This window comes from Pseudomonas sp. Marseille-Q5117 (genome assembly GCF_946901175.1).
Classification (GTDB): Bacteria; Pseudomonadota; Gammaproteobacteria; order Pseudomonadales; family Pseudomonadaceae; genus Aquipseudomonas; species Aquipseudomonas iranensis.
This window is the reverse complement of record NZ_CAMPPP010000011.1, coordinates 76,137-102,189: the sequence shown is the minus strand read 5'-3', so window position 1 is coordinate 102,189 and position 26,053 is coordinate 76,137. Positions and strand designations below refer to the sequence as shown.

Sequence of the window (26,053 nt, the reverse complement as noted above, 5' to 3'; positions counted from 1 at the left end):
CTCACACCCCCGACAGTTGCAGTGGCAGTTCGCGCAGGCGTTGCCCGGTCAAGGCGAACACGGCGTTGGCCACGGCCGGCGCGGTCGGTGGCACACCGGGCTCACCGATGCCGCCGGGTTTCTCGCTGCTGGGGACGATATGCACTTCCACCACCGGCATTTCGTTGAGCCGCAACACCTGATAATCGTGATAGTTGGATTGCACGACGCCGCCGTCCTTGACGGTGAGTTTGCTGTGCAACGCCATGCCGAGACCGAAGGTGATGCACGATTCCATCTGCGCGGCGATGCTCTGCGGATTCACCGCAATGCCGCAATCCACCGCGCAGACCACCCGATGCACGCGGATCGCCAGATTGTCCTGAGACACCTCCGCCACCTGCGCCACATAGCTGCCGAACGACTCGTGTACCGCCACGCCCAGAGCATGCCCGTCCGGCAACGGTGCGCCCCAGTTGGCCTTCTCCACCGCCAGATTGAGCACGCCGAGGTGGCGCGGGTGCGCCTTGAGCAACGTTCGCCGGTACTCCACCGGATCCTTGCCCGCCGCCGTCGCCAGTTCATCGATCAGCGATTCCATGACAAAACCCGTGTGGGTATGGCCCACCGAACGCAGCCACAACACATTGATGCCGGTTTGCGGCGAATGCAGGTCGACCTGATGGTGAGGCAGATCCTTGATATACGGACTGTCGGCCACGCCCTCTACCGAGGTGGCATCGATGCCGTTCTTGACCATCGTCGCCTCAAGCATCGTCCCGGCCATGATCGACTGCCCCACCAGCACATGCTGCCAGCTCATCGGCAAACCATCGGCGCCCAGCCCGACCTGCGCTTTGTGCAGGTACATCGAGCGGTAGTAGCCGCCGCGAATGTCATCTTCGCGCGCCCACACGGTTTTCACCGGCAGGTCCGCCGCTTTCGCCACTTGCACGGCTTCGGCGACGAAATCCGAGGTCGGATTGGCGCGGCGACCAAAACCACCGCCGAGGAATTCGGTGTGTATCTCGACCTGTTCGGGCTTGAGCCCGGTAATCTTGCTGGCGACCATTTGGTCCAGCGTCTGGAATTGCGTGCCGGTCCAGATCTCGCATTTGCCGGCGCTGATTTTCACCGTGCAATTGAGCGGTTCCATCGGCGCGTGGGCCAGATACGGCACGCTGTATTCGACCTCGATTTTCTTCGCGGCTTTGCCGAAATTGACCTTGGCATCTCCAGCCTGCGTGGCCGAGGTGCCCGGCGTCGCCGCCAGTTTGCGGAAACTCTCCAGCAGTTTTTCACTGCTCATGTCGGCCAACGGCCCCAGATCCCAATCGACGTTCAGCGCATCACGGCCCAGCTTCGCCGCCCAGAAATGCTCGGCCACCACCGCCACGCCGCTGGGCACCTGCACCACCTTGTGCACGCCGGGAATCGCCAGCGCTGCGGCGCCTTCGAAGGATTTCACCGTGGCACCGAACACCGGGGCGCGGGCGACCATCGCGGTCATCAGGCCTTCGAACTGCACGTCCATGCCGAACCTGGCGCGGCCGGTGATTTTCTCCGGGGTGTCGAGACGATTGGTCGGTTTGCCGATGACTTTCCAGTCCTTGGCTTCCTTGAAGGTAATGGTTTTCGGATCCGGCACCGGCAGTTGCCCGGCGGCATCGGCCAGTTCGCCGTAGGTCGCGCGTTGGTCCCCGGCGATGACCACGCCGGACTCCGTGCGAATCGTTGACGGCGCGACGTCGAAGCGTTTCGCTGCGGCTTCCACCAGCATCTGCCGCGCCGTCGCACCGGCCAGTCGATAGCGGTCGAATTCCATCCAGGTCGACGTCGAGCCACCGGTGATCTGCATGCCGCCAAACGCCGGCAAGCCGTAATCGGCCGCCGAGGCTGGCGAGTGTTGCACGCTGATTTTCGACCAGTCGGCGTCCAGTTCTTCGGCGATCAGCATGGTCAGGCCGGTCCAGATGCCCTGGCCCATTTCTGAATGGCCGAGCAGCACGGTGACGCTGTTGTCCGCCGCGATGCGCAGGAACGCGTTGGGCGCGAAGGTCTTGTTCTGATTTTCTGCCGCCCGGGCAAAGCGATTGGCCCCCGGCACCACGAACGCCACCATCAAGCCGCCGCTTAACAGTGCGCTGCCCTTGAGAAACCCGCGACGCGATACGGGACTGTCCATCGTTCCTCTCCCAGAGAATGACTCAGCCGATTTCGGCGGCGCGTTTGACCGCTGCGCGAATGCGCGGATAGGTGCCGCAGCGGCAGATATTGCCGGAGAGCGCCTGATCGATATCGCTGTCGGTGGGTTTGGGGATTTTCGCCAGCAACGCGGCGGCGGACATGATCTGCCCGGACTGGCAATAACCGCACTGCACCACGTCCAGCTCGGCCCAGGCCTGCTGCACCGGGTGCGAGCCATCGGTGGACAAGCCTTCGATGGTGAGGATTTTCTGGCCGTGGGCAACGGCGGTCGCCGGGGTGATACAGGAGCGCAATGGCGCGCCGTCGACGTGCACGGTGCAGGCGCCGCACTGGGCCATGCCGCAACCGAACTTGGTCCCGGTCAGGTGCGCGACATCGCGCAGAACCCAGAGCAGCGGCATGTCGGCGGGGACATCGAGCTCCTGGTCCTTGCCATTGATATTCAGGGTCAACATCGGATGGTTTCCTCAGACTCACGTGTTGCGAAGGGGCGTCGCTGTGGTCGCAAAAACCTACGGATGCCCGCGCTTATCCCTTTCAGCAAAGCCTAATTTGCGCCTGAAGCCAGACGTTGTGACCAGCGGTCATGCAGACCCCGGCATTGCTCCTACAGTTGATAACGGCTCGAATGAGTCGTCGTACCTCTGCACAAGCGGTCCGCGATGCATCGCGGTTGACCATCCTTTGAGTCAGGAGCAGCACCTATGGGCTTTGTCACCACTCGAGACGGCGTCGATATCTTCTACAAGGACTGGGGCCCGCGCGACGCGCCGGTGATCCACTTCCACCACGGCTGGCCGCTCAGTTCGGATGACTGGGACGCGCAGATGCTGTTTTTCCTGGCACAGGGCTTTCGGGTGATTGCTCATGATCGACGCGGGCACGGGCGCTCAAGCCAGGTCTGGGACGGCCACGACATGGATCACTACGCCGACGATGTGCTGGCCGTGGTCAATCATCTGGGTACGAGCAACGTGGTGCACGTCGGCCATTCCACCGGCGGCGGCGAAGTGATCCATTACATCGCCCGGCATGGCCAGGACAAGGTCAGCAAAGCGGTATTGATCAGCGCCGTGCCGCCATTGATGGTGCAGACCGAAAGCAACCCCGGCGGCTTGCCGAAATCGGTGTTCGATGGCTTTCAAGCGCAGTTGGCGGCGAATCGCGCGCAGTTCTATCGCGATGTGCCGAGCGGCCCCTTCTACGGCTACAACCGCCCCGGCGCCGAGCCGGCGGAAGGGATAATCGCCAACTGGTGGCGCCAGGGCATGATCGGCGGCGCAAAGGCGCATTACGACGGCATCGTCGCGTTCTCGCAAACTGACTTCACCGAAGACCTGAAAAAAGTCACCGTGCCGGTGCTGGTCATGCACGGCGAGGATGACCAGATCGTGCCCTACGCCAACTCCGGACCGTTGTCAGCGAAACTGCTGCCCAACGGCACACTGAAGTCGTATCCGGGCTTCCCGCATGGCATGCCGACCACGCAAGCGGAAACCATCAATGCGGATTTGTTGGCGTTTATTCGCGGCTGACAGAGCTGAGGATGTACCCATAGCAGCGGACACCACAAAACAAATTGTGGGAGCGAGCCTGCTCGCGAAAGCGTTCGTTCAGCCACTTGCATGTTGACTGACCCAACGCCTTCGCGAGCAGGCTCGCTCCCACAGTTGGAATTGGGTATATCCGTCAGAGACTGGTCGGCTGGAAGGCCGCCATCGCTGGCAAGCCAGCTCCCACAGGGATCAGGGTAGATCCGCTGTTCTTTCGTACCTTGAGATAGCAATCGCGAGCAGGCTCACTCCTACCAGATCAAGATCAAGATCAAGATCAAGATCAAGATCAAGATCAAGATCAAGATCAAGATCAAGATCAAGATCAAGATCAAGATCAAGATCAAAAGATCGCAGCCTTCGGCAGCTCCTACAGTCCCACGTTCACCTCTAGGCCGAGTGTCAGCTCGCCTGCGGCTTTTGATCTTGATCCACCGGCGACGTCGGAAGGCTGAGCGGAGGGATTGATACGGGCGTGGGAGCGCAGCGACCGTCTGGCGCAGCCAGACACAGCGGAAGGAGGTGCAGCGAAGCAAACCGGAGCCGCTGCGCCCGGATCGATCCCGGAGCGAAGGAACCCGAGCCTGCGAGGGCCGAACGTAGGAGCTAGCGTTTTTTGCTTACTTTTTTAGGCGCTTGTAAAAAAGTAAGTCGCCGTAAGGGCGAAACCCTAAGCCGCCGTTACCGCAGCAACGGATATGTACTCGGTCAACCAGAACAAATCATCGCTCGACAAAAAACCTTCGCGAGCAGGCTGAACTGGCCTAATAATTCCGGACACCTCTTAAGGGCGATATGATTTCGCCAATCTGGAGGTTTCATGAACGAAAGAAAGATTTATACCCGCGAATTCAAGCTACGTGCTGCCAGCATGGTGCTTGACGACAACTGCCCGGTTCCAGACGTTTGCGCATCGCTGGATATAGGCCCTACTGCCTTAAGGCGGTGGGTGGACCAAGTTCGCAAAGAGCGCGAAGGACAGCCGGTCAATGGCACTAAAGCGATTACCGAAGACAAGCGCGAGATTCAGGAGCTGAAAGCCAAGATCAAACGCATGGAGATGGAAGCCGATATCTTAAAAAAGGCTACTGCTCTCTTGATGTCGGATCCCGATCGTTTTCGATGATCGCGGAGCTAAGAGAGTCTTTTCCGACTGCCACTCTGTGTCGTGTTTTCGATGTGAAGCGCAGCAGCTTTTACGAGTGGCTTCAGCGGCTAGCCAAGCCACAGATAAAACGCGAAGAACTCAAGCTGAAAGTGGTTGAACTGCACAGCGAAAGCCGGGGTGCCATGGGCTCCAGAATGATCAGCAAAGGTCTGCAGGCCCAAAACATAGCGGCGGGAAGGAGTCTTGTCAGAGCGCTAATGAGAGAGGCAAACATTGTCAGCAAACAGCGCCAACCGCATCCATTTAGATCCAGGGGAGTTGAAGCATTTGTCGCACCCAATCTACTCAAGCGAAATTTCAAGCCAACGGCGGTTAATCAGGTCTGGTGTGGAGACGTTACCAGTCTGATGGTGGGCAAGCGCTGGGTTCATCTAGCCATTGTGATCGACTTGTTTGCTCGCCGGGTCATTGGTTGGGCGTTCTCGCTGGTCAATGACGCTAACTTGGTCAGCAAGGCGTTACGCATGGCGACACAGATACGAACATGCCCGCCGGGACTGATGTTTCACTCGGATCAGGGTTGCCAATACACCAGTCGCAAGTTTCAACAGGAACTAATGAGCCATGGCATCCTGCAAAGCATGAGTCATCGTGGCCAGTGCTGGGATAACGCTCCGACAGAGCGTTTTTTTGGAACCTTGAAATCAGAATGGGTGCCTCGCAGCGGCTACAGCCTGATCGATGAAGCAGAAACCGACATGGTGCGTTTCTTCGTGTATTACAACCGCACCCGGCTCCACAGCTACAACAGTTATCTGTCGCCAATAGCGATGGAGCAGAAAGCTGCCTAAAACACCGTAACCGGTGTCTGGGATTACTTGACCAGTTCAGGCTCACTCCTACAGGGGCCCTCGGTGGGCTCAGAAATGCAATAAATCCTATTCCTCTCGCCGCCCTTTGCCTTCACGATCACCACGGTAATGCCTGGCCAGCGGAAAATCCGGCAACCACGATTCACGCCGCACAATCCAGCTCTCATAGGTCGGCTTCAACTGATTCGGCGCATCCAGCGCGCCGAGGTTCACCTCAACCTCATCACCACTGCGGTTGAACACCGACGAGCCACAGCGCGGGCAAAAGTGCCGCCCTTGATACTCATGGGTTTCACCGCTGAGGGTCACCGCGTCCTCAGGAAAAATCGCCGAAGCATGAAACAGCGCACCGTGGATCTTGCGACAGTCCAGGCAATGGCACAGTCCAACCCGGTAAGGCTCGCCAGTGGCTTGAAAACGCACATCGCCGCACAGGCATCCGCCGGTAAATGCAGTCATGGTTTAGCTCCATCGCGCCCGTGGTGTGACGCTCCCCAGAGCCTATAACAGTCGGCGCTGCAATGCAGGCGATGTTTCAGATGAAAAAGCTTGATGTGACGACACTGCAACGGGCATTCGCTGGCCAGAGCTAATACACTCAGACGCTGACCTGCCGGGACGATCACGATGAAACACCCCACAGCGAAAAACCCCGAGAAAGCCCCGCGTTTCTGGCGCGACGACGCCCTGCCCTTCATCGAGGCGCGGGCCATCGCGGATGGGCGTGAAGTCTGTTACGCGCGACATTCCCATGCGCACTTTTCCATCGGCGCGATCACCGCCGGGCGCAGCACCTATGTGCATGAGCAGGCGCAGTATGAGGTGGCGGCCGGCACCGTGGTGCTGATGAATCCCGGTGATGTGCATGCCTGCAATCCTATCGATGATCAGCCTTGGTCGTATGTGATGCTGTATGTCGAAACGCCGTGGCTGACGGATTTGCAGCATCAGCTGGGGTTTGCGGCGGAGCTGGAATTTCGACGGTTCTCCGACACGCATCTGACCGATGCCGAGCTGTTTGGCAAATTGATGGGGTTGTATGAGGTTCTGCTCGACGACCAGTTGGAGGCGCTGGCGAAACACAGCGCGGCGGTTGAGTTTTTCAGTGATTTGCAGGGGCGCCTGAATCCGGCGGACGAGCCCGTTGCCGAGCCGAATTTCAAGCTGGAACGCGCCGCTGATTTCATTCGTGAACATTGCACCGAAGTGCTCAGCCTCGAGGCAATTTGCGCGGCGGCGCAACTATCGCCGTCATACCTGATTCGTGCGTTCAAACAGCGCTACGGGATGACGCCCCATGCCTTCCTGGTCAACCAGCGCATCCAGTTCGCCCGCGAGCGCTTGCGCAGCGGGCGGTTGATTGCCGATGTAGCGCTAGAGGCTGGATTCGCCGATCAGGCGCATTTTCAGCGAGCGTTCAAACAGCATCTGGCGGCGACGCCGGGGCAGTATCGCGGCTGACTTCATACTCAAAGTTGATCACTGCCCCCCCTGTGGGAGCGAGCCTGCTCGCGAACGCGGTGTGTCATTCAACACTTCACTGACTGATCCACCGCGTTCGCGAGCAGGCTCGCTCCCACAAGGGTTTTGTAATTGACCTGCCAATCAGGTGATCAGGAGATAAAGCGCACTCACCGCCAACAACAACGCCATCACCCGGTTGAACCAGCGCATCCCCGCCGCATTGCTCAGATACCCGCGCAAGAACGTCCCGGCATACGCCCAGCAGCCCACCGACAGATAGCAGATCACCAGATACACCGCCGCAAACTGCCAGACCAGCCGCGCCTCGCCGTCGGCGACAAATGCGCCCATGCCGGCTACGCACGCTAGCCAGGCCTTGGGGTTGAGCCATTGCATCACCGCGCCATAGAGCATCGACGGCGCGCGGGCGGAGTCGCTGGCGTTCAACTGGCCGTCATCGCTGGCCAGTTTCCAGGCCATGAACAACAGAAACGCCACCCCGGCCCATTGCACCACGCGGGTCATGAATGGCCACAACTGCAGAACTTCATGCAGGCCCAGCCCCATCAGCACCAGCAACAGCACAAACCCCAGCGTCGCCCCGGCCACATGCCGCTGGCTGGCGCGGAAACCGTACTGCGCGCCTGAACTCAAGGCGACGATATTGACCGGCCCGGGGGTGATGGATGCGGCGAGGGCAAAGGCCGCCATGGAAAGAATCAGACTCATTGCACACCTGCTTCAAACGAGGAACGAGGTGGCTACGGTAGCGGGCGGGGGATTTGCGGTATTGAAGAAAATGACCCTGAGGCTCCGAATCTGATCGTTCCCACGCTCTGCGTGGGAATGCAGCCCGGGACGCTCTGCGTCCCATTCAGAGCCGAACGCAGAGCGTCCGTAGAGGCATTCCCACGCAGAGCGTGGGAACGATCGAAACCTACAGGGGGCACTCAGGCCAGGCGCGGCACGGTGAAGCGGAATTCGCTGCCCTGCCCCGGCTCGCTCTCGGCGACGATCTGGCCGCCATGGGCTTCGACGATGCCTTGGGTAATATACAAACCCAGGCCCGTGCCGGTCGGGTTGCCTTCCTTCATCGTCCAGTAACGATCGAACACATGCGGCAAGTGCTCCTTGGGAATGCCTTCGCCACTGTCACGCACGATAAACACGATCTCATCGCCCACCGATTTCGCGTGTACGCCCACGGTGCCCATGCGCGGGGTGAATTTGATGGCGTTGCCCACCAGGTTCGACAACACCTGAAACAGCCGCTCAGGGTCGGCGTGGATGCGCAGGTCAGGATCGGCCAGGAAGGAAATGCTGATGTCCTTGTCATGGGCCAGCGGCGACAGCAACGCTTGGGCCTCTTCAAAGATGTGCCCGACCTCCAGCGCCTGCGGGGTGATGGAGTAGCGCCCGGCGTCGATTTTCGAGGTATCGAGCAGGTCTTCCAGCAACGTGTTCATCCGCGCCGTGGCCTGTTGCATGGTGTCGATCGCCGTGGAGATGCGCCGCGAGGTGTGCGCGCCTTCCGAACTGAAGGCTTTCTGCATCATGCCGCAGAGCATGGAAATCACCGTCATCGGGTTGCGCAGGTCGTGGGAAACCACCGCCACCAGATCATCCCGTGCCTGCACGGCCTCCTGCTCGCGACGTACCTGACGGGCCAGATCGTTTTCCAGCGCCGAGCGGCGCAGATCGTTGGCGGCGAACCGGTCACCGTGGCTCCACTTGGTGGAGATCCCGGCCATCTCGATTTTCCAGATCTCGAACGAGGTACGCGGACGCAGGCGCAGGCCGGCGTCGGAGTTTTCCAGATCCAGCGGCTTGCGCGGGTCGCCGCTCCAGTTGATGTTTTCCTTCACTTCCGGACGGAACCACAGCACGCCGTTGTCCACCGGTTTGGGCAGGCTCATGGCGAGCACACCACTGGCCACCGACTGATACTGCGCCGCCGGCGGGTAAACGCTGGACAGGTGATGGCTGGCGAACACCGGCTCGCCGCGCGCCTGCAACCATTTGTGCAGCGCGCGAATTTCTTCCGGTTCAGGGCAGTTGCCGTAACGGTGCAACTGCTTGTCTTCGATGATCGCAATGCCGCCGGCATTGACCAGCGCCATCAGCGTCGCTGGCTGCTGGGCGAGGCCGTCGAAGACGTTTTGCGGCGAATCGACCATCGCCTGATTGAGCCGCGCCAGCGCTTCGACCTTCTCTTCGCGCTGGCGGGTCAGCTCAAGGGTTTCCATGGCGCTGATCTGCAACGACAAGACCTGGCCGATGGTCTGGCAGGCCATGCGCAATTCATGCGGCACGTGCAGCGGCTGGCGATTGCCGCAGCTGATCAGGCCCCAGAGCTTGTCGCCCTTGAGCAGGGAAATGCTCATCGACGACAGCACGCCCATGTTCTTCATGTACTGGCAGTGAATCGGCGAGACGCTGCGCAGCGTGGCGAAACTGAGGTCCAGCGGCGTCTGCGTGTCCGGGCGCAGCTTCGGCACCAGTGGCACCGGCTGATAATCGGCGTTGGGGATGATCCGCAGCCAATTGGTGCGGTACAGCTCGCGCGCCTGCTCGGGAATGTCCGAAGCCGGGAAAAACAGGCCGTTGAACACTTCCATCGACGGATCGGACGCTTCGGCGATGACCTGACCGTGGCCCTCCTCCTCGAAGCGATAGATCAGCACCCGGTCGTAACCGGTCATCGCCTGGATTTCCTTGACGCTGATGTCGTACAGGGCCTGCAGCGTGGTCGCCGCTTGCAGGCGCTGGAGCATGCGGCCCAAGTGGGTATTGACCCCGGCGACGTTGCGCGGCTGGAAATTCTTTACATGAATCTCAAGCTCGAGAATCAGCACGCCCTGATGGCGGTGCAGCAAGCCTTCGAATTCAGTGCCGTTAAGCTCGAAACGCAGTGGCGCCGCCTCGGAGAACGTCGCCTGTTGCAAGGCCTGCAGCACTTGCGCGGTGTGTTCGGCGCCGATCAGGCTGTGCAGCGGCTTGCCGATCAAGGATTCGGGCGCGCGGGCCAGCAGGGTTTCGACGTTGGCGCTGACCTGGATGATCTGCAGCGCAGGCTCGGTCAGGGTCAGCAGCAGACCATGGGGCTGGATCGCGCCAGGAAAGCGGATCGGCTCGTCGGCACAGTTGGCCAGCAGTTCTTCAAAGGCTTGTGGGTCTTGCGGGTTCATGCCAGTACCTCCTGGCGCTCGAGCCACTGCTCGAAACAGCTGAATGTGATTTGTGCTGCGCTGACCACGGCCGCGCGTTCGCTGGCCGCCATGGGCCGGTTGCTCAGGTATTCGATGAACTCGCGCCAGCGCCGCCCGGTGGCCGCGCCGTAGACATCGAGGAAGGCAGCGCCATTGTCGGCGTCCAGATTCAGCCGCGCGGCGATCTCCCGACGCAGGATCTGCCCGCCGAGAGTCGCGCCTTCGAGCACGTACAAAACGCCGAGACTGGCGGCGCTGGAGTCAATGACTGGCAGATCTTCACACAGCGGCAAATCATCAGCGGTTGCCCCCAGTGCGCGCAGGTCGGCGCGCAGGGTGTCAGCCTTCAGACGAGGCAGCAGATTGAAATCGTCCGGGACCGCGCCACTGGCGAGCAACGCCTGTTCGAGCGGCTGATAGAACCCGTAATAGGCCTGCATCAAGCGCTCGAAAGCGGGGGTATCGAGGGTGTCGGAGAAAAAAGGAAGGCGTTTTTCCAGTGCGATGTGCAGTTCGGCTGTGCCGGCCCGCAGATCCTGCAGCACCGGTGGCACATAAACCTCACGGGCCTTTGCTTGCATGTAGATCGCTCTTGGTGGGACCCGGCAGGGGCCATTCTGGGTGGGCTCGACGTGGGGGGAATTTATCACGCCACGCAGCTTTTTCTGCCTGCCGAAGCGTTTTTTCTGTCGAACCGCGACCCTACGACACGTTCAGAGTGGCGCCGGATCAAAAAAGTTCGACCCGCGCCACATCTGCCCGTCCCAGGGCTTGAGGTCGGGGTCGCTGTCCAGATTCTTCTGCTGCACAGCGTCGATATTGCCCGGCGGGTTTTGCGCCGGAGCCTGATCGATGCCCGGTGGCGGCGTGAGTTGCAACACTTCGCTGGTGTAGCGCCACTCCTCCATGACCTTGTCCGGGTGTTCGTTCAGGCGCGTGCCATAGCTGGGCACGATCTGGCGCAGCTTGTCCTGCCACGGCGCCGAGGCCAGTTTTTCCTTGAACACTTTGCCCATCAGGTCGAGCATGATCGGCGCGGCTGTTGACGCCCCGGGCGACGCGCCGAGCAGTCCGGCAATGCTGCCATCCTTCGACGCGACCACTTCGGTACCGAGCTTGAGCACCCCGCCCTGCTGCTCATCCTTCTTGATGATCTGCACGCGCTGGCCGGCCTGCCACAGTCGCCACTGCTCTTTCTTCGCATGAGGGAAGTAGGTGCGCAGCGCCTCGAAACGGTCGTCATCGGACTGCATCAACTGGCCGGCGAGGTATTGCACCAGATCGAACTCGCGCACGCCGACCCGAACCATCGGCCAAAGATTGTGCAGGGTCGTACTGGCCGGCAGATCAAAATACGAACCCTCTTTCAAGAACTTGGTGGAGAACGTCGCGAACGGCCCGAACAGAATTACCCGTTTGCCATCGAGCACCCGCGTATCGAGGTGCGGCACCGACATCGGTGGCGCGCCGGTCGAAGCGATCCCGTAGGCCTTGGCCATGTGCTGTTGCGCGACTTCGGGATTATCCGTGACCAGGAAAGAACCACCCACCGGGAACCCGGCGTAGTCTTTCGCTTCCTCAATACCGGACTTCTGCAGCAGCGGCAACGCCGCCCCGCCCGCTCCGATAAACAGGAATTTCGCGTCGGTGGCGGCCGTGGTGCCGTCCTTGAGGTTCTTGTACTCAACGTGCCACGAGCCATCGTCGTTGCGCGTGATGTCGCGCACTTCCGTGGACAGCTTGAGGTTGAAGTTGTCGCGGCTTTGCAGATGGCTGACGAACTGGCGGGTGATCTCGCCGAAATTGACGTCGGTGCCGATCGGCGTCCAGGTGGCGGCGATTTTCTGTGTCGGGTCGCGCCCTTCCATCATCAGCGGCACCCATTGTTTGATCTGCTGCGGGTCTTCCGAATATTGCATCGGGCGGAACAGCGGACTGGCCTGCAGCGCCTCGTAGCGTTTCTTCAGGAAACGAATGTTGTCGTCGCCCCAGACAAAACTCATGTGCGGCGTGGAGTTGATGAACGAGCGCGGATTCTTCAGCACGCCGGTTTTCACCTGCCAGGCGAGGAACTGCCGGGTGATCTGGAACGCCTCGTTGATCTCGACAGCCTTGGTGATATCGACCTTGCCGTCCTTTTCCGGCGTGTAGTTCAGTTCGGCAAGCGCCGAGTGGCCGGTGCCGGCGTTGTTCCAGCCGTTGGAGCTTTCCTCGGCGACCTTGTCCAGACGCTCGACCATTTCCATCGACCAACCCGGCTCCAGTTCACTGAGCCAGACCGCCAGCGTCGAACTCATGATGCCGCCGCCGACCAGCATCACGTCGACGCGTTTGGTGGGTTCGGCATAGGCCTGGCTGATACCGACCGAAAGGGTCAAGGCGAGCAGCGCCCAATGGCGCATCGGGTTGTTCATGGGGCCTCCTTGGGCTCTGTCGGCGATAGCGCCAGTTTAGTCGGCGCTGTCGTTTTGCACGGATGGATCACCATTGGCCGGTACGCTGCTGTCGGGAACCGGTTTCGAAGGGTTGTTCTTTTCCGCGCCGGGATAACCGGGCAGACCGCGAGTATCTTCGGGTGTCATGACATCTTCGTTGTCACGACGGACCTGCCCGTCGGTGGTGGCGTTGGGGTCTTCATCGCGCCCGGCGGTGCCGATGACGAAACCGTCGTCGTTGGGATTAATGTCTTCGTTGAGCGCTTTGTCGTTGCTGGATGGATGGGTCATTTCTGCCTCCAGAAAACGTTGATCGGACTTGTTTGGAATCGCCGTTATCGCTCAAGTGCAATGGAAAAGACCAACGGTGCATTCGGGCGCTGGTCGCCTGGCTTGAACCACGGCTGTCACGCGCGGTTCCCATGAGAAACAGTCTTTGAGCACCGCCATGAGCGCCCCGCGATTCGGCATTGAGGAAGAATATTTCATCACTGACCTGCAGACCCTATGCATGGTCGGCAGCCCGTCGCTGCAGGCCATCGAGGCGTGCCGGGCGAGGCTGGGCCCGCGGTTTGCCACGGAAATGTTTCAGGGGCAGATCGAAGTGGCTTCGCCGGTGTTCAGCGACTTCGAGCACGCCGGCGATTTCCTCCGCGGCAGCCGTCAAGCCTTGCGCGCCGCCCTTGAGCCGTTTGGTCTGGGCGTGCTCAGCGCCGGCAGTCACCCGCTGGCCGACTGGCGCGAACAAGTCCCGACTGACGAAGAGCATTTCCATCACCTGTTCGAACACTACGGCCATGTTGCCCGGCGCAGCGTGCTGTCCGGCCTGCACGTGCACGTCGAGGTAGCAGAGCCGCTGGATCGCGTCGCGGTGATGAACGAAGTGCTGCCGTGGACGCCGTTACTCCTGGCATTGAGCTGCTCGTCGCCGATCTGGGATGGCGCCGCCAGCGGGTTCATGAGCTATCGGCAGACGGCGTGTGACGAGTGGCCACGCATGGGCATCCCGCCGCTGTTTGCCGATCAGCGCCATTACGACGAGCATCTGGCGTTTCTCATCCGCATCGGTGCGATCAGCCAGCCGGGCGAATGTTGGTGGGGCGTGCGCCCGGCAGCGCGTTACCCGACTCTCGAATTGCGCATGACCGACGCCTGCCCTCGGGTCGACGATGCACTGACCCTGGCGGCGTTTTTTCGCGTATTGGTCGCGCACGCCAGTGCACAACGGCGGCCGGGCTTGCTGTATGACCAGACAGCACGTTCGATGCTGGAAGAGAACCGCTGGCGCGCCAAACGTTTAGGGATTCATGCGCGCTTTCTGGTCGAAGGCATCGACGGCGACTGTTCGATCGCGCAGTGGCTGGAACTGGCCGAGCAGCGCTTTGCCGATACCGCGCATGCGTTGGACGCGCCGCAGTTGTTCGAACGTGCGCGGGCGATCATCGCCAGCGGCACCAGCGCCGACCGGCAGTTGGCGCTGTTCAACCGCGCACCAGAGGAGCCGCAAAACCGCCGATCAGCGTTGACGCAGGTGACCGAACTTGTGCTTCAGGAAACGTCTGGCTGAGAGCTTTCAGACGGGCCCTTGAGTTCGACCTGATTGCCGTCAGGATCGAAGCAGTACAGCGACAGGCCGTAACCTTCGGCGCCGAAACGCCTGGCGGCTTTTTCCACCCTCAAGCCAAAGGATTGCAAGTGAGCGACCAGCGCCGCTTCGTCGAACGGTTCGATGCGCAGGCAGAAGTGGTCGACATTGCGTCGCAGCTTCTGCGCCGCGCCACCGCCCTTGCGCCCGAGTTCGCCGTGCAAGTCGACCAGATCGATCATCGACGTGCCAGCGCGCAAATGCACCAGCCCCAGCGGCTGGTTATGCCTGACCACTTCGGCGCCGAACACCCTGGCGTAGAAATCGATGCTGCGTTGCAGGTCGGCGACGCGCAGGACGATATGATCGATGTGCTGAATGGAAAACGGCTGCATGGTTTGGCTTCCTGGAAAGCGGCAACCCGCTCATTGTGCTGCACAAGGGAAAAAATTCACTGTCGATTTTTCGGTGGAGCCATCGACAAAGCGGATTTACTCTCTGGCCATGAACATACCAGCCGCTGTCCTGCCGCCCCACGCCGAAATGGTTCGCGCCATGCTCGAACGCGACACTGCCTATGAAGGCGTGTTCTTCACGGCCGTTAAAACCACCGGGATCTTTTGCCGCCCCAGTTGCACGGCGCGCAAGCCGAAACCGGAAAACGTCGAATTCTTCGCCCACGCCGACGAATGCCTATGCGCCGGCTACCGCGCCTGCCTGCGCTGCAAACCGCTGGACGCAGCGGCCATCGCCCCGGACTGGGTGCAGGGCCTGCTCAATGCGGTGGACGCCGATCCCGAACGGCGCTGGAGCGATGCGCAATTGCTCGCCGAGGGCATCGAACCGCTGAAACTGCGACGCTGGTTCAAGCAGCACTTCGGTATGACTTTCCACGCTTGGCTGCGCACACGGCGCCTCGGCATGGCTCTGGGCGGAATCAGGCAAGGCACGTCGATCGATCACGCCGCGTTCGACTCCGGCTATGAATCGCTCAGTGGTTTTCGCGACGCGTTTCAGAAATCCTTCCACATCACTCCGGGTCGCGCGGCCAACAGTGAGCCGCTGCTGTTCACCCGCCTGACCACGCCGCTGGGGCCGATGATCGCCATGGCCGAGCGCCGTGGGCTGGTGTTGCTGGAATTTCTCGATCGACCGGCACTGACCCGCGAAGTCGAAGCCCTGCAAAACCGTTATGGCTACGCAGTCGCGCCGGGGCATAACGCGCACTTGCAGCAAATCGAAGTGCAACTGGCGGATTACTTCGCCGGCAAACTCACCGAGTTCAGCGTGGCGTTGCACCTGCCCGGCAGCGCATTCGCCCAAGAGGTGTGGGCGGCGCTGCGGCAAATCCCCTACGGCCATACCAGCACTTACGGCGCTATCGCGGCGGGCCTGGGCAAACCCGGCGCCAGCCGCGCGGTCGGCCTGGCCAACGGGCACAATCGTCTGTCGATCGTGGTCCCGTGTCACCGAGTGATCGGCGCAGACGGCTCGCTGACCGGTTATGGTGGCGGACAACCGCGCAAGGCGTTCCTGCTCAGGCTGGAAAACGCCGCGCTGCAAATGACTCAACAATTGGCTTTTTGAGCCATGCAATCCAACGCGCAAACAGGGATTTCGATGGGTATGTCCGAATCACCGCAACATGGCTGACATGTGTGAGATGGCCAGCGCTTTTCTGGCCGCGATAGACACTGACTGGCAGCGCCATGTCAGCGCCGTCGGCCCGTGCCTGCATCAGCCACATCCGGCGCGCGATCCCTATGAATCGCTGGTCCGGGCGATTGCCTATCAGCAACTGCACGCCAAGGCCGGCGATGCGATCCTTGGGCGTTTGGTGGAGTTATTCCCCGGCCAGGCGTTTCCGCGTCCGCAGCAGATTCTGGCTACCGAGGTCGAGCGCCTGCGTGCTTGTGGTTTCTCGGCGAGCAAGATTGCGACGATTCAAGGGATAGCCCAGGCGACTCTGGACGGCGTGGTGCCGGATTACCCGACTGCACGGGCGATGGACGATGAAACCCTGATCGAACGCCTGACCAGCCTGCGCGGTGTCGGCCGCTGGACCGTGGAGATGCTGTTGATCTACAGCCTCGAACGCATGGATATCCTGCCGGCGGATGATTTTGGCGTGCGTGAGGGTTATCGGCGTTTGAAGGGACTGGAGGTGCAGCCGACGCGCAAGCAGATGATCGAGATTGGTCAGCCGTGGAGCCCGTATCGGACGGTGGCGGCCTGGTATCTGTGGCGAGTGGCCAAGGCTTAGACCGCGTTATCGTTCTTCGCGAGCAGGCTCGCTCGCACACTGAATCAGCGTTCGGCGCTCTGTTTCCGCGCTCCCGGGGTGAGGGGGAAATCGAACTGGCGCTGCAAATCTTCAGCCTTGAGAATCTCGAACAACGCCTGCGCCGCCGCCGACAGCTCATTGCCCGGCTCGGTCAACACGCCAATCGCCCGCTCCACAGAGTCATTCAAGGTCAGGCAATGCGCACCGAGCTCGCGCATCTGCCCCGCGCACAATGCCGGCACCGCGCTGACCCCAAGCCCGCTGGCAACCATGCGCCCGACGGTCGCCAATTGATGGCTCTCGAACTCCACCGGCAACTTCATTCCGCGCGCCTGCAAATGCTCTTCCAGCATGACCCGCACGGTCGATGGCCGCTGCAGGGTGATGAACGGTTGCTCCAGCAAGGTCTGCCAATCGATGTCGGCGCGACCGGCCAGTGCTGAATCGGCCGGCACCACGGCGACAAAGCGATCGACATACAAAGGCGTGAATGTCATCGAAGTGCTCTGCATCGGCGCGAACGCCACACCGAGTTCAACCTGACGATCGCGGACCATTTCCAGCACTTGCTCGTTGATCACGTCGTTGACCGTGACGTTGACGTTCGGATAACGCGCGCGGAAGCTCTTGAGAATCGGCGGCAGCAGATTGCCGGCAAATGACGGCATCGCCGCCAGCGTCACGCGTCCGCGCTGGAGGCTGAAACGCTGGCGCATCTCGTCTTCGGCGTTGTCCCAATCGGCGATCAAGCGGCGCGCCAGCGGCAGCAGGGACTCGCCTTCCGGGGTCAGCGCGACATTGCGCGTGTTGCGACTGAACAAACGCCCGCCCAAACCCTCCTCCAGCGCCTTGATGGTCAGGCTGAGCGCTGACTGCGACAGGTGCAGACGCTCGCAGGCCACGGCGAAGCTCAGGCTATGGGCCACGGCGAGAAAGGCACGGATCTGTTTGATGGTCATGGTCGCTTTGCTCCAGTTCTAAGCCGCAAGCGTCAAGCTGCAAGCCGTGATGCGATGGCCCTGATCGTTCCCACGCTCCTGCGTGGGAACGATCATCGCCGAACGCGTATTAGTGAGATTTATCAATCAATCAACCGCAAAAATCAACTTAACAAATATATTCCACAGAGAGACACTCCAGTCATTCGGCTAGCCAGCCGCCCGCAAATAATAAAAGAGGTGCCTATGGCAGGTTTCGACAAGCGTGTGTATTCCTACGAGGAAGCGATGGCCGGGCTGGAAGACGGTATGACCGTTATCGCCGGCGGCTTTGGTCTGTGCGGCATTCCGGAAAACCTGATCGCCGAGATCAAGCGCAAGGGCACCCGCGATCTCACCGTCGTCTCCAACAACTGCGGCGTTGATGGTTTCGGCCTTGGCGTGCTGCTCACCGACCGCCAGATCAGCAAGGTCATCGCCTCTTACGTCGGCGAAAACAAGCTGTTCGAAGAGCAACTGCTCAAGGGCGAGATTGAAGTTATCCTCACCCCGCAAGGCACCCTCGCCGAGAAAATGCGCGCGGGCGGCGCTGGCATTCCGGCGTTCTTCACCGCCACTGGCGTCGGCACTCCAGTTGCCGAAGGCAAGGAAGTGCGTGAATTCAAGGGTCGCAAGTACCTGATGGAAGAGTCCATCACCGGCGACTTCGCTATCGTCAAAGGCTGGAAGGCCGACCATTTCGGTAACGTCGTTTACCGCCACACCGCGCAGAACTTCAACCCGCTGGCCGCCACCGCCGGCAAGATCACCGTGGTCGAAGTCGAAGAAATCGTCGAGCCCGGCGAACTCGACCCGACGCAGATCCACACCCCGGGCATCTACGTCGACCGGGTCATTTGCGGCACGTTCGAAAAACGCATCGAACAGCGCACCATCCGCAAATAATTCAGGCCTACGGAGAACAACAACATGGCACTTACCCGCGAACAAATGGCTCAGCGCGTCGCCCGCGAAATGCAGGACGGCTACTACGTCAACCTCGGCATCGGCATTCCGACCCTGGTCGCCAACTACATCCCCGAAAGCATGGAAGTCATGCTGCAATCGGAAAACGGCCTGCTCGGCATGGGTCCGTTCCCGACCGAAGAAACCATCGATGCCGACATGATCAACGCCGGTAAACAAACGGTGACGGCACGGATCGGCGCGTCGATCTTCAATTCCGCCGAGTCCTTCGCGATGATCCGTGGCGGCCACGTCGACCTGACCGTGCTCGGCGCGTTCGAAGTCGACGTTGAAGGCAACATCGCTTCGTGGATGATCCCCGGCAAACTGGTCAAGGGCATGGGCGGCGCGATGGATCTGGTGGCCGGCGCCGACAACATCATTGTCATCATGACCCACGCGTCCAAGGACGGTGAGTCCAAGCTGCTGGCCAAATGCAGCCTGCCGCTGACCGGTGCCGGCTGCATCAAGCGCGTGCTGACCGACCTCGCCTATCTGGAAATCGAAAATGGCGCTTTTGTCCTCAAGGAACGCGCACCTGGCGTCAGCGTCGAGGAAATCGTCGCCAAAACCGCTGGTAAACTGATCGTCCCGGATCACGTACCGGAAATGCAGTTCGCTGCCGAGTGAGGAATTCGAAAATGCAAGACGTCGTCATTGTTGCCGCCACGCGTACCGCGATCGGCAGTTTTCAGGGCTCCCTGGCCAGCGTGTCCGCCGTAGATCTGGGCGCGGCGGTGATCCGCCAGTTGCTTGAGCAGACCGGCCTCGACGCTGCGCAGGTCGATGAAGTGATCATGGGTCAGGTGCTGACCGCTGGCGCCGGGCAGAACCCGGCACGTCAGGCCGCGATCAAGGCTGGCCTGCCCCATGCCGTACCGGCCATGACCCTGAACAAGGTTTGCGGTTCGGGCCTCAAGGCTCTGCACCTGGGCGCGCAAGCGATCCGTTGCGGCGACGCCGAGGTGATCATCGCCGGCGGTCAGGAGAACATGAGCCTGTCCAACTACATCATGCCGGGCGCGCGCACCGGTTTGCGCATGGGTCACGCGCAAATCGTCGACACCATGATCAGCGATGGCCTGTGGGATGCGTTCAACGATTACCACATGGGCATCACTGCCGAGAATCTGGTCGACAAATACCAGATCAGCCGCGAACAGCAGGACGCCTTTGCTGCCGCGTCTCAGCAGAAAGCTGCCGCTGCGATCGAGGCCGGGCGCTTCGTTGATGAGATCACGCCGATCCTGATCCCGCAGCGCAAAGGCGATCCTGTCGCGTTCAAGGTCGACGAGCAGCCACGCGGCGATACCAGCGCAGAATCCCTGGCGAAACTGCGTCCGGCGTTCAAAAAGGACGGCAGCGTCACCGCTGGCAACGCCTCGTCGCTGAACGACGGTGCCGCCGCTGTGATTCTGATGAGTGCCGAGAAAGCCAAAGCGCTGGGCCTGCCGGTTCTGGCCAAAATCGCTGCGTACGCCAACGCTGGCGTCGACCCGGCGATCATGGGCATCGGCCCGGTATCGGCGACCCGTCGCTGCCTTGAAAAGGCCGGCTGGAACATCGACCAGCTCGACCTGATCGAAGCCAACGAAGCGTTCGCCGCGCAATCGCTGGCCGTGGCCAAAGACCTGCAATGGGATCTGGACAAGGTCAACGTCAACGGCGGCGCCATCGCCCTCGGTCATCCGATCGGCGCATCGGGCTGCCGCGTGCTGGTGACATTGCTGCATGAAATGCTCAAGCGTGATGCGAAAAAAGGTCTGGCGACCTTGTGCATTGGCGGCGGTCAGGGTGTGGCGCTGGCGCTGGAACGCGTTTAGCCACGACATCCGCGTTAGCCTGCTCAAAAGCCCCTCACCCTAGCCCTCTCCCAGAGGGAGAGGGAACTGATCGGGGAATGCGCAGGAGTGATGTCGGCCTGAACGAGCTGAGTTGAATCCATAATCGACTCGGTCATTCAGGTCGATGTCTGCGGTCGGCTCCCTCTCCCCCCGGGAGAGGGCTGGGGTGAGGGGAACTGGTGACTGCGTTGCATCGGGTTTCTTTTTGCCTGTCCGAAATTCGTATCGAATGGACCACCGTCATCGCGAGCAGGCTCACTCCTGCAGGGGGGACGCATTTCAAATGTAGGAGTGAGCCTGCTCGCGATAGGGCCGGTACAGCCACTGAGAACTCAAGGCTTGCGCAACAGATAGGTATCCATGATCCACCCATGCTCGGCCCGCGCCGCTTTGCGCACCCGTTCGATCTCATCGGCGACATCCGCCAGCCGGCCGCTGATCAGTATCTCGTCCGGCGTGCCCAGGTAAGCGCCCCAGAAAATCTCGGTCTGCCGATCCGCCACCCGCTGGTAGGAATCCTCGGCATCGAGCATCACCACCAGACTGTCCGCTTCACTCACCTGCCCCGCCGCCAATCGCCGGCCTGTGGTGATTTCTACTGAGCGACCAATCGTGTTCAAAGGTATTTTGTGCTGCGCAGCTAGGGCCTGAACGCTGGTGATCCCGGGTATCACTTCGTATTCAAACTGACAGCGGCCTGATGCCTGAATCGCCTGAAGAATCCGCAATGTGCTGTCGTATAACGCCGGATCGCCCCAGATCAGGAATCCGCCACACTGGCCTTCGGACAACTCTTCATTGATCAGCTGTTCGAACGTCTGCTGCTTGGCGCGATTCAGTGCATCGACGCTCGCCGTGTAGTCGACATCGCCGCGCTCGCGCTCCGGGCTGCTGGCTTCGACAAAGCGATAAGCGTGGTCGGTGATGTAGCGCTCGCAGATCTCTCGGCGCAGGTCGATCAGCGTCTGCTTGCTCTGGCCTTTATCCAGCAGAAAGAACACATCGACCCGATTCAGCGCTTTCACCGCCTGCATGGTGATGTAGTCCGGATTGCCGGCGCCAATGCCGATGACCAGCAGCTGTTTCATCAGGATTCCTCGTCAAGGGCCATGCCCGGCAAGCGTAGTCGCCAGATGCCATTGAAGCGCAAGTCGATCATCGCCAGAGGCTCGATGTCGATTGCGTGGAACGCCGCGCCTTGCAGCACCTGCATCAGCGCCGCGCGCATGACGAACGGATGAGTCACCGCCACGACATGCCCAGGCGTTGCAGCGATTGTGTCCAGCCACTTTGCCACCCGCTGCGTCAGTTGCCTGACTGATTCGCCGCCATGGGGTGCCGCTTCAGGATCGGCCAGCCAGGCTTGCAACGCCTGGTTTTCATTGGCTTGCAGATCCTTGATCGATTGGCCGTGCCAGCTTCCCCAATCGCAATCGCGCAGGGCTTTATCAATCTGCGCATCGACGCCAAACCATGCCGCCGTTTGCTGAGTTCTCAACTCCGGGGCACACACCAGCCGCCGTGTTACCGCCAATCGCGCCCTGAACGCGTCGGACGGAACAGCCAGATTTTCAACAGGCTCGTCCGTAGGAAAACGCGCCAGTTTCTGTGCGACGGTTCGCGCATGGCAAATCAGTGTCAAACGGCTACTTGGCACGAGCAGGTTCTCGGTCGAATGATAAAACAAACAATGGCACACAGCCGATACGCGTCGCATTGTGCCGTAAAACCTCGGCGTTCAGGGTTATCACCGGCCAGTCGCTGAGCTTGGGATAGGCAATGTCTGACATAGCAATCGGCAAAGGACTACAACAGCGCGTTACTTCGACGTAGCCCTTATTACGCGGGCACCTTGCACACTTTTGGTGCTCGGAAAACCTGTACAAAAATTCGCTAGACATGTAATGCCCATTACATAAATACTCGTTTAACGGATTGTGAAACGAATTCGACACCCCCATCCAGCAGGAGCCCGGATGCCCCCTCTCAGAGACCTGATCACCGATCCCGGCCTGGACCTGACGCCGTCGGAGCGCAAAGTCGTTCGCGCCCTGCTCGATCAGTATCCGCGCAACGGTCTCGGGCCTATGGCGCGACTGGCCGAACATGCCGGCGTCAGCGATCCGACCATCGTGCGTCTGGTGAAAAAGCTCGGTTTCGGCGGTTATGCCGAATTCCAGGAAGCCCTGCTCAGCGACATGGACCATCGCCTGCGTTCCCCGCGCACCTTGTTGCAGCCGCGCTCGCAGCAGAACAAGGACGATGCCTGGACGCATTACCTCGCCGACAGTCACCGTTTGCTGGTCGACACCCAAGCCCTGACCCAGCCTGAAGATGTGCGCATCCTCGTGGAATGGCTGCTCGACAGCCGCCATCAGGTCTACTGTTTCGGTGGCCGCTTCAGCATTCTGCTGGCCAATTACCTGCTCAACCACTTGCGCCTGCTGCGTCCCGGCTGCTTCGCCCTGGAAGACAACGCCCTGCTGCCCGATCGTTTATACGATCTGCAACGTCAGGACGTGGTGCTGGTGTTCGACTACCGGCGCTATCAGACCCAAGCTTTGCGCGTTGCGCAGGCGGCGAAGAACAACAACGCGCGGGTGGTGCTGTTCACCGATGTCTACGCCTCGCCGCTGCGCGAGTTGGCCGATCTGATCATCAGCGCGCCGGTGGAATCGGCGTCGCCGTTCGACACCATGGTACCGGCGCTGGCGCAGGTCGAGGCGTTGATCGCCTGCCTGACCTTGCGCGTGCCGGACCCGGCCGATCGCCTGGAAGGCATCGATGCCCTGCGCAACGACTTTGCGACTCACCTGCTGGAGGACAAATAAGGATGTTCAGCCTTCCCCACCGCTCGCCTCGGGACCTGCCGTTTGCGACCGACCACACCGCTTTGCTGCTGGTGGACATGCAGCGCGCCTGGCTCGAACCGCAATTCGACCCGCACCTGAGCGAGCCGGATGCCGAGTATTTTCTCCAGCGCACGCGCAAGCAAGTGGTGCCCAATCAACAACGTCTGCTTGGCGCCTTTCGCCGGGCGCAGCAGAACGTGCTGCACACGATCATCGAAAGCCTGACCGCCGACGGTCGCGACCGCTCGCTGGATCACAAACTGTCGGACATGCACCTGCCCAAGGGCAGCGTGCAGGCTCAGGTCATCGCTGAGCTGACCCCGACCGAGAACGAAATCGTGCTGCCGAAGACCTCCTCCGGAGTGTTCAACTCGACCAACATCGATTACGTACTGCGCAACCTGCAAACCCGCCATCTGATCATCGCCGGCATCGTCACCGACCAATGTGTCGACATGGCCGTGCGCGATGCCGCTGACCGGGGCTATCTGGTGACGCTGGTTGAAGACGCGTGCGCCACCTACAGCGCCGAACGCCATCACGCCTGCCTCAACGCGATCAAGGGTTATTGCTGGATCACCGACACCGACACTGTGCTCGGGCGTTTACAGGAGATGCAGCCATGAGCCCGCGCCTGACGCCGTTGCCGATGACCACACTGGTGACAACCGACCTGATCGGCATCACCCGTGGCCGCTCGTTTCCCAGCGATGAGCTGGAGCACTACCAGGCCGCGGGTTGCGGTTGGGTACCGGCCAACAGTGCGTTGACGCCGCAAGACATCATCGCTTCGAGCAATCCCTGGGGCGCGTACGGCGACCTGCGGCTGATTCCGGATCTGAGCAGCCGCGTCACTGTCGGCAGCGGCCCGGACGCCAATGCACCGGTGCTGGATTTCATTCACGCCGATATTCGCGAAACCGATGGCCAGGCGTGGGGTGCCTGCCCGCGCACGCTGCTGAGTGATGAAATCGAGCGCTATCACGATGAGTTGGGGTTGCAGGTCAACGCCGCCTTCGAACATGAATTCAACCTGCACGCAGGTATTGCCGAACACGCGGCGTTCTCTCTCGAGGCGCAGCGCCAAGGCGCCGAATTCGGCGGCTGGCTGCTCAGCGCCCTGCGCGCCGGCGGGGTCGAGCCGGAAATGTTCCTGCCGGAATACGGCAAGCATCAATACGAAATCACCTGCCGCCCGACCCTTGGCGTGGCGGCGGCGGATCGCGCGGTCAACGTGCGCGGAATCAGCCGGGAAATCGCCCGGCAGATGGGCCTGGAGCTGAGTTTTGCGCCGAAGACCGCCGCCGAGGCGGTGTGCAACGGTGTCCATCTGCACGTCAGCCTGCTCGATCTGGCCGGTCAGCCGATGCTCTACGACGCCGGCACCAGCAATGGTCTGTCGAGCATCGGTCAGCACTGGGCTGCCGGCGTCCTGCACTATTTGCCGGCGCTGTGCGCGTTCACCGCGCCGACGCCGCTGTCGTACCAGCGGTTGCAGCCGCACCACTGGAGCGCGTCGTATGCGTGTCTGGGGCAGCAGAACCGTGAAGCGGCGCTGCGCATCTGCCCGACTGTGACCTTGGGCGGCAAGTCCGCCGCGCAGCAGTTCAACCTGGAATTCCGCGCCATGGACGCCACTGCCTCGCCGCATCTGGCCATGGCTGCGCTGCTGATTGCCGGGCGGCTGGGCATCGAACAGCGTCTGGCGCTGAACGCGGTTACCGATGAAATTCCCGATTCACTCAACGACGAGCAACGCGAGGCCCGGGGCATCGTCGCCCTGCCCGCCTCGCTGGCCCAGGCGCTGGATTGCCTGCGTGACAGTGCAGCCTTCAACGAATGGCTGCCCAAGCCGTTGCTCGACACTTATTACGCCCTGAAAACCGAGGAACTGGCGCTGACGGAACAGCTCTCGCCCGCTGACCTGTGTAAGCACTATGCACGCCTGTACTGAATCCGCCGAGCTTGGGTTGTACACCCGCCCGGTCTACAACCTGAGCCGCGAGGATTCGACGAATCCGTTGATCCTCGTGTGCGAACACGCCAGTCGCTACATCCCCGACGCCCTGAACAATCTGGGCCTGGACGAGGCAGCCGCCCGCGAACATATCGCCTGGGACATCGGCGCGCTGCAACTGGCCGAACAGTTATCGGAACAGCTCGGCGCCACGTTGCTCAGCGCCAATTATTCACGGCTGCTGATCGACCTCAACCGCCCGCGCCATGCCCCGGACAGCATCCCGCTGCAGAGCGAGATCTACCCGATACCCGGCAACCGCGAGCTGGATGAGGCGACCCGCGAGTACCGGCGACAGACATTGTTCAAACCGTTTCATGCGCGCTTGCAGATGTTGATCGACGAGCGCATTGCCAGAGGTCTGCCGGTGCGTGTAGTCGGTATTCACAGTTTCACCCCGGTGTATTACGGCCAGCCGCGACCACTGGAAGTCGGCGTGTTGTTCGGCCAGGCCCAGGACTATGCTCAGCGCCTGCTCGACGGGCTGCAAGCGCACCCGCTGAAAGTCGCGGGCAACCAGCCGTACAAAATTGATCCCTTGGGCGACATGACCGTGCCCGTGCACGGTGATGCAAGGGGCCTTGAGGCGGTGCTGATCGAGGTGCGCAATGATCTGCTGCGCAGCCCCGAAGCGGTCTCGCGCTGGGCAGGTTACCTCGCACCTTTGCTGTAAACGATGGACCGATAAAACATAAACCGA

At 61.1% G+C, this 26,053-nt stretch carries 26 protein-coding genes; 14 read left to right on the top strand and 12 right to left on the bottom strand.

Annotation, left to right across the window (positions count from 1 at the left end; genetic code table 11):
• Nucleotide 1: 1 nt before the first annotated feature.
• Entirely contained in the window at nt 2-2,164 is a 2,163-nt protein-coding gene (locus OC605_RS17980) for a xanthine dehydrogenase family protein molybdopterin-binding subunit (RefSeq protein ID WP_262138549.1), read from the bottom strand.
• Between the two features lie 22 nt (nt 2,165-2,186).
• Nucleotides 2,187-2,642, bottom strand: coding sequence for a (2Fe-2S)-binding protein (locus tag OC605_RS17975; protein WP_010459764.1), 456 nt, complete (start codon nt 2,640-2,642; stop codon nt 2,187-2,189).
• Nucleotides 2,643-2,891: 249 nt separating this feature from the next.
• Here OC605_RS17975 and OC605_RS17970 point away from each other — a divergent pair, with 249 nt between their 5' ends.
• From OC605_RS17970 to OC605_RS17960, 3 genes are all read left to right on the top strand, one after another.
• Nucleotides 2,892-3,722 carry an alpha/beta fold hydrolase gene (locus OC605_RS17970; protein ID WP_262138546.1) on the top strand — a complete coding sequence of 277 codons (831 nt, stop codon included), beginning with the start codon at nt 2,892-2,894 and terminating at the stop codon, nt 3,720-3,722.
• A gap of 838 nt (nt 3,723-4,560) precedes the next feature.
• The gene (locus tag OC605_RS17965; RefSeq protein WP_225927690.1) at nt 4,561-4,866 is read left to right on the top strand and encodes a transposase; all 306 of its coding nucleotides are present in this window, start codon (nt 4,561-4,563) and stop codon (nt 4,864-4,866) included.
• Complete coding sequence (locus OC605_RS17960) at nt 4,863-5,699, top strand: IS3 family transposase (protein WP_241196157.1); 837 nt, start codon at nt 4,863-4,865, stop codon at nt 5,697-5,699. Before OC605_RS17965 ends, OC605_RS17960 begins: the two co-directional genes overlap by 4 nt.
• 87 nt (nt 5,700-5,786) lie before the next feature.
• Here OC605_RS17960 and OC605_RS17955 read toward each other — a convergent pair whose 3' ends face one another.
• Nucleotides 5,787-6,179, bottom strand: a complete 393-nt coding sequence (locus OC605_RS17955; RefSeq protein ID WP_262138545.1) for a GFA family protein — start codon at nt 6,177-6,179, stop codon at nt 5,787-5,789.
• A gap of 168 nt (nt 6,180-6,347) precedes the next feature.
• Here OC605_RS17955 and OC605_RS17950 point away from each other — a divergent pair, with 168 nt between their 5' ends.
• Nucleotides 6,348-7,181 (top strand): AraC family transcriptional regulator, encoded by an 834-nt coding sequence (locus OC605_RS17950; RefSeq protein WP_186569223.1) that lies wholly within the window; start codon nt 6,348-6,350, stop codon nt 7,179-7,181.
• A 144-nt stretch (nt 7,182-7,325) separates the two neighbouring features.
• Here OC605_RS17950 and OC605_RS17945 read toward each other — a convergent pair whose 3' ends face one another.
• From OC605_RS17945 to OC605_RS17925, 5 genes are all read right to left on the bottom strand, one after another.
• Nucleotides 7,326-7,913: a LysE family translocator gene (locus OC605_RS17945; protein WP_262138543.1), complete on the bottom strand. Its 588-nt coding sequence runs from the start codon at nt 7,911-7,913 to the stop codon at nt 7,326-7,328.
• A gap of 221 nt (nt 7,914-8,134) precedes the next feature.
• A complete protein-coding gene (locus OC605_RS17940; RefSeq protein WP_262138541.1) occupies nt 8,135-10,372 on the bottom strand; it encodes an ATP-binding protein in 2,238 nt (745 codons plus the stop codon).
• Nucleotides 10,369-10,974 carry a biliverdin-producing heme oxygenase gene (locus OC605_RS17935; protein WP_016774141.1) on the bottom strand — a complete coding sequence of 202 codons (606 nt, stop codon included), beginning with the start codon at nt 10,972-10,974 and terminating at the stop codon, nt 10,369-10,371. The genes OC605_RS17940 and OC605_RS17935 overlap by 4 nt, the downstream gene beginning before the upstream one ends.
• A gap of 132 nt (nt 10,975-11,106) precedes the next feature.
• Complete coding sequence (gene mqo / locus OC605_RS17930; RefSeq protein ID WP_410056007.1) at nt 11,107-12,795, bottom strand: malate dehydrogenase (quinone); 1,689 nt, start codon at nt 12,793-12,795, stop codon at nt 11,107-11,109.
• Nucleotides 12,796-12,843: 48 nt separating this feature from the next.
• Nucleotides 12,844-13,119 (bottom strand): hypothetical protein, encoded by a 276-nt coding sequence (locus OC605_RS17925; RefSeq protein ID WP_133339836.1) that lies wholly within the window; start codon nt 13,117-13,119, stop codon nt 12,844-12,846.
• A gap of 157 nt (nt 13,120-13,276) precedes the next feature.
• On the opposite strand from OC605_RS17925, the gene OC605_RS17920 reads away from it, so the two are divergent.
• Entirely contained in the window at nt 13,277-14,395 is a 1,119-nt protein-coding gene (locus tag OC605_RS17920; protein ID WP_262138538.1) for a carboxylate-amine ligase, read from the top strand.
• Here the strand turns inward: OC605_RS17920 and OC605_RS17915 are convergent.
• Nucleotides 14,377-14,808 carry a VOC family protein gene (locus tag OC605_RS17915; RefSeq protein WP_262138536.1) on the bottom strand — a complete coding sequence of 144 codons (432 nt, stop codon included), beginning with the start codon at nt 14,806-14,808 and terminating at the stop codon, nt 14,377-14,379. The genes OC605_RS17920 and OC605_RS17915 overlap by 19 nt on opposite strands.
• Before the next feature lie 109 nt (nt 14,809-14,917).
• Between OC605_RS17915 and OC605_RS17910 the strand changes: the two genes are divergently transcribed.
• Both OC605_RS17910 and OC605_RS17905 read left to right on the top strand, forming a co-directional pair.
• A complete protein-coding gene (locus OC605_RS17910; protein ID WP_262138534.1) occupies nt 14,918-16,000 on the top strand; it encodes a bifunctional transcriptional activator/DNA repair enzyme AdaA in 1,083 nt (360 codons plus the stop codon).
• A 58-nt stretch (nt 16,001-16,058) separates the two neighbouring features.
• Entirely contained in the window at nt 16,059-16,676 is a 618-nt protein-coding gene (locus OC605_RS17905) for a DNA-3-methyladenine glycosylase family protein (protein ID WP_262138532.1), read from the top strand.
• A gap of 44 nt (nt 16,677-16,720) precedes the next feature.
• Here the strand turns inward: OC605_RS17905 and OC605_RS17900 are convergent, their stop codons facing one another.
• Nucleotides 16,721-17,656, bottom strand: a complete 936-nt coding sequence (locus OC605_RS17900) for a LysR family transcriptional regulator (RefSeq protein WP_041478631.1) — start codon at nt 17,654-17,656, stop codon at nt 16,721-16,723.
• A 225-nt stretch (nt 17,657-17,881) separates the two neighbouring features.
• Between OC605_RS17900 and OC605_RS17895 the strand changes: the two genes are divergently transcribed.
• Genes OC605_RS17895 through OC605_RS17885 form a run of 3 tightly spaced genes read left to right on the top strand, consistent with a single transcriptional unit; the run spans nt 17,882 to nt 20,463 of the window.
• Nucleotides 17,882-18,580: a CoA transferase subunit A gene (locus OC605_RS17895; protein ID WP_016774135.1), complete on the top strand. Its 699-nt coding sequence runs from the start codon at nt 17,882-17,884 to the stop codon at nt 18,578-18,580.
• Nucleotides 18,581-18,604: 24 nt separating this feature from the next.
• Nucleotides 18,605-19,270: a CoA transferase subunit B gene (locus OC605_RS17890; RefSeq protein ID WP_262138530.1), complete on the top strand. Its 666-nt coding sequence runs from the start codon at nt 18,605-18,607 to the stop codon at nt 19,268-19,270.
• Nucleotides 19,271-19,281: 11 nt separating this feature from the next.
• On the top strand, nt 19,282-20,463 hold the full coding sequence (locus OC605_RS17885) for an acetyl-CoA C-acetyltransferase (RefSeq protein ID WP_262138528.1): 1,182 nt from the start codon (nt 19,282-19,284) through the stop codon (nt 20,461-20,463).
• A gap of 353 nt (nt 20,464-20,816) precedes the next feature.
• Here the strand turns inward: OC605_RS17885 and cobF are convergent, their stop codons facing one another.
• Nucleotides 20,817-21,572 (bottom strand): precorrin-6A synthase (deacetylating), encoded by a 756-nt coding sequence (cobF, locus tag OC605_RS17880; RefSeq protein WP_262138526.1) that lies wholly within the window; start codon nt 21,570-21,572, stop codon nt 20,817-20,819.
• Complete coding sequence (locus tag OC605_RS17875; RefSeq protein WP_262138524.1) at nt 21,572-22,141, bottom strand: histidine phosphatase family protein; 570 nt, start codon at nt 22,139-22,141, stop codon at nt 21,572-21,574. Before OC605_RS17875 ends, cobF begins: the two co-directional genes overlap by 1 nt.
• A gap of 319 nt (nt 22,142-22,460) precedes the next feature.
• On the opposite strand from OC605_RS17875, the gene OC605_RS17870 reads away from it, so the two are divergent.
• From OC605_RS17870 to OC605_RS17855, 4 genes are read left to right on the top strand one after another with little or no spacing between them, the layout of a single operon-like run.
• Nucleotides 22,461-23,315: a MurR/RpiR family transcriptional regulator gene (locus OC605_RS17870; RefSeq protein ID WP_186569212.1), complete on the top strand. Its 855-nt coding sequence runs from the start codon at nt 22,461-22,463 to the stop codon at nt 23,313-23,315.
• 2 nt (nt 23,316-23,317) lie between these two features.
• A complete protein-coding gene (locus OC605_RS17865) occupies nt 23,318-23,962 on the top strand; it encodes an isochorismatase family cysteine hydrolase (protein WP_186569211.1) in 645 nt (214 codons plus the stop codon).
• Nucleotides 23,959-25,290, top strand: a complete 1,332-nt coding sequence (locus OC605_RS17860; protein ID WP_262138523.1) for a glutamine synthetase — start codon at nt 23,959-23,961, stop codon at nt 25,288-25,290. The genes OC605_RS17865 and OC605_RS17860 overlap by 4 nt, the downstream gene beginning before the upstream one ends.
• Nucleotides 25,274-26,026 (top strand): N-formylglutamate amidohydrolase, encoded by a 753-nt coding sequence (locus OC605_RS17855; RefSeq protein ID WP_262138521.1) that lies wholly within the window; start codon nt 25,274-25,276, stop codon nt 26,024-26,026. The genes OC605_RS17860 and OC605_RS17855 overlap by 17 nt, the downstream gene beginning before the upstream one ends.
• The last annotated feature ends 27 nt before the right edge of the window (nt 26,027-26,053 follow it).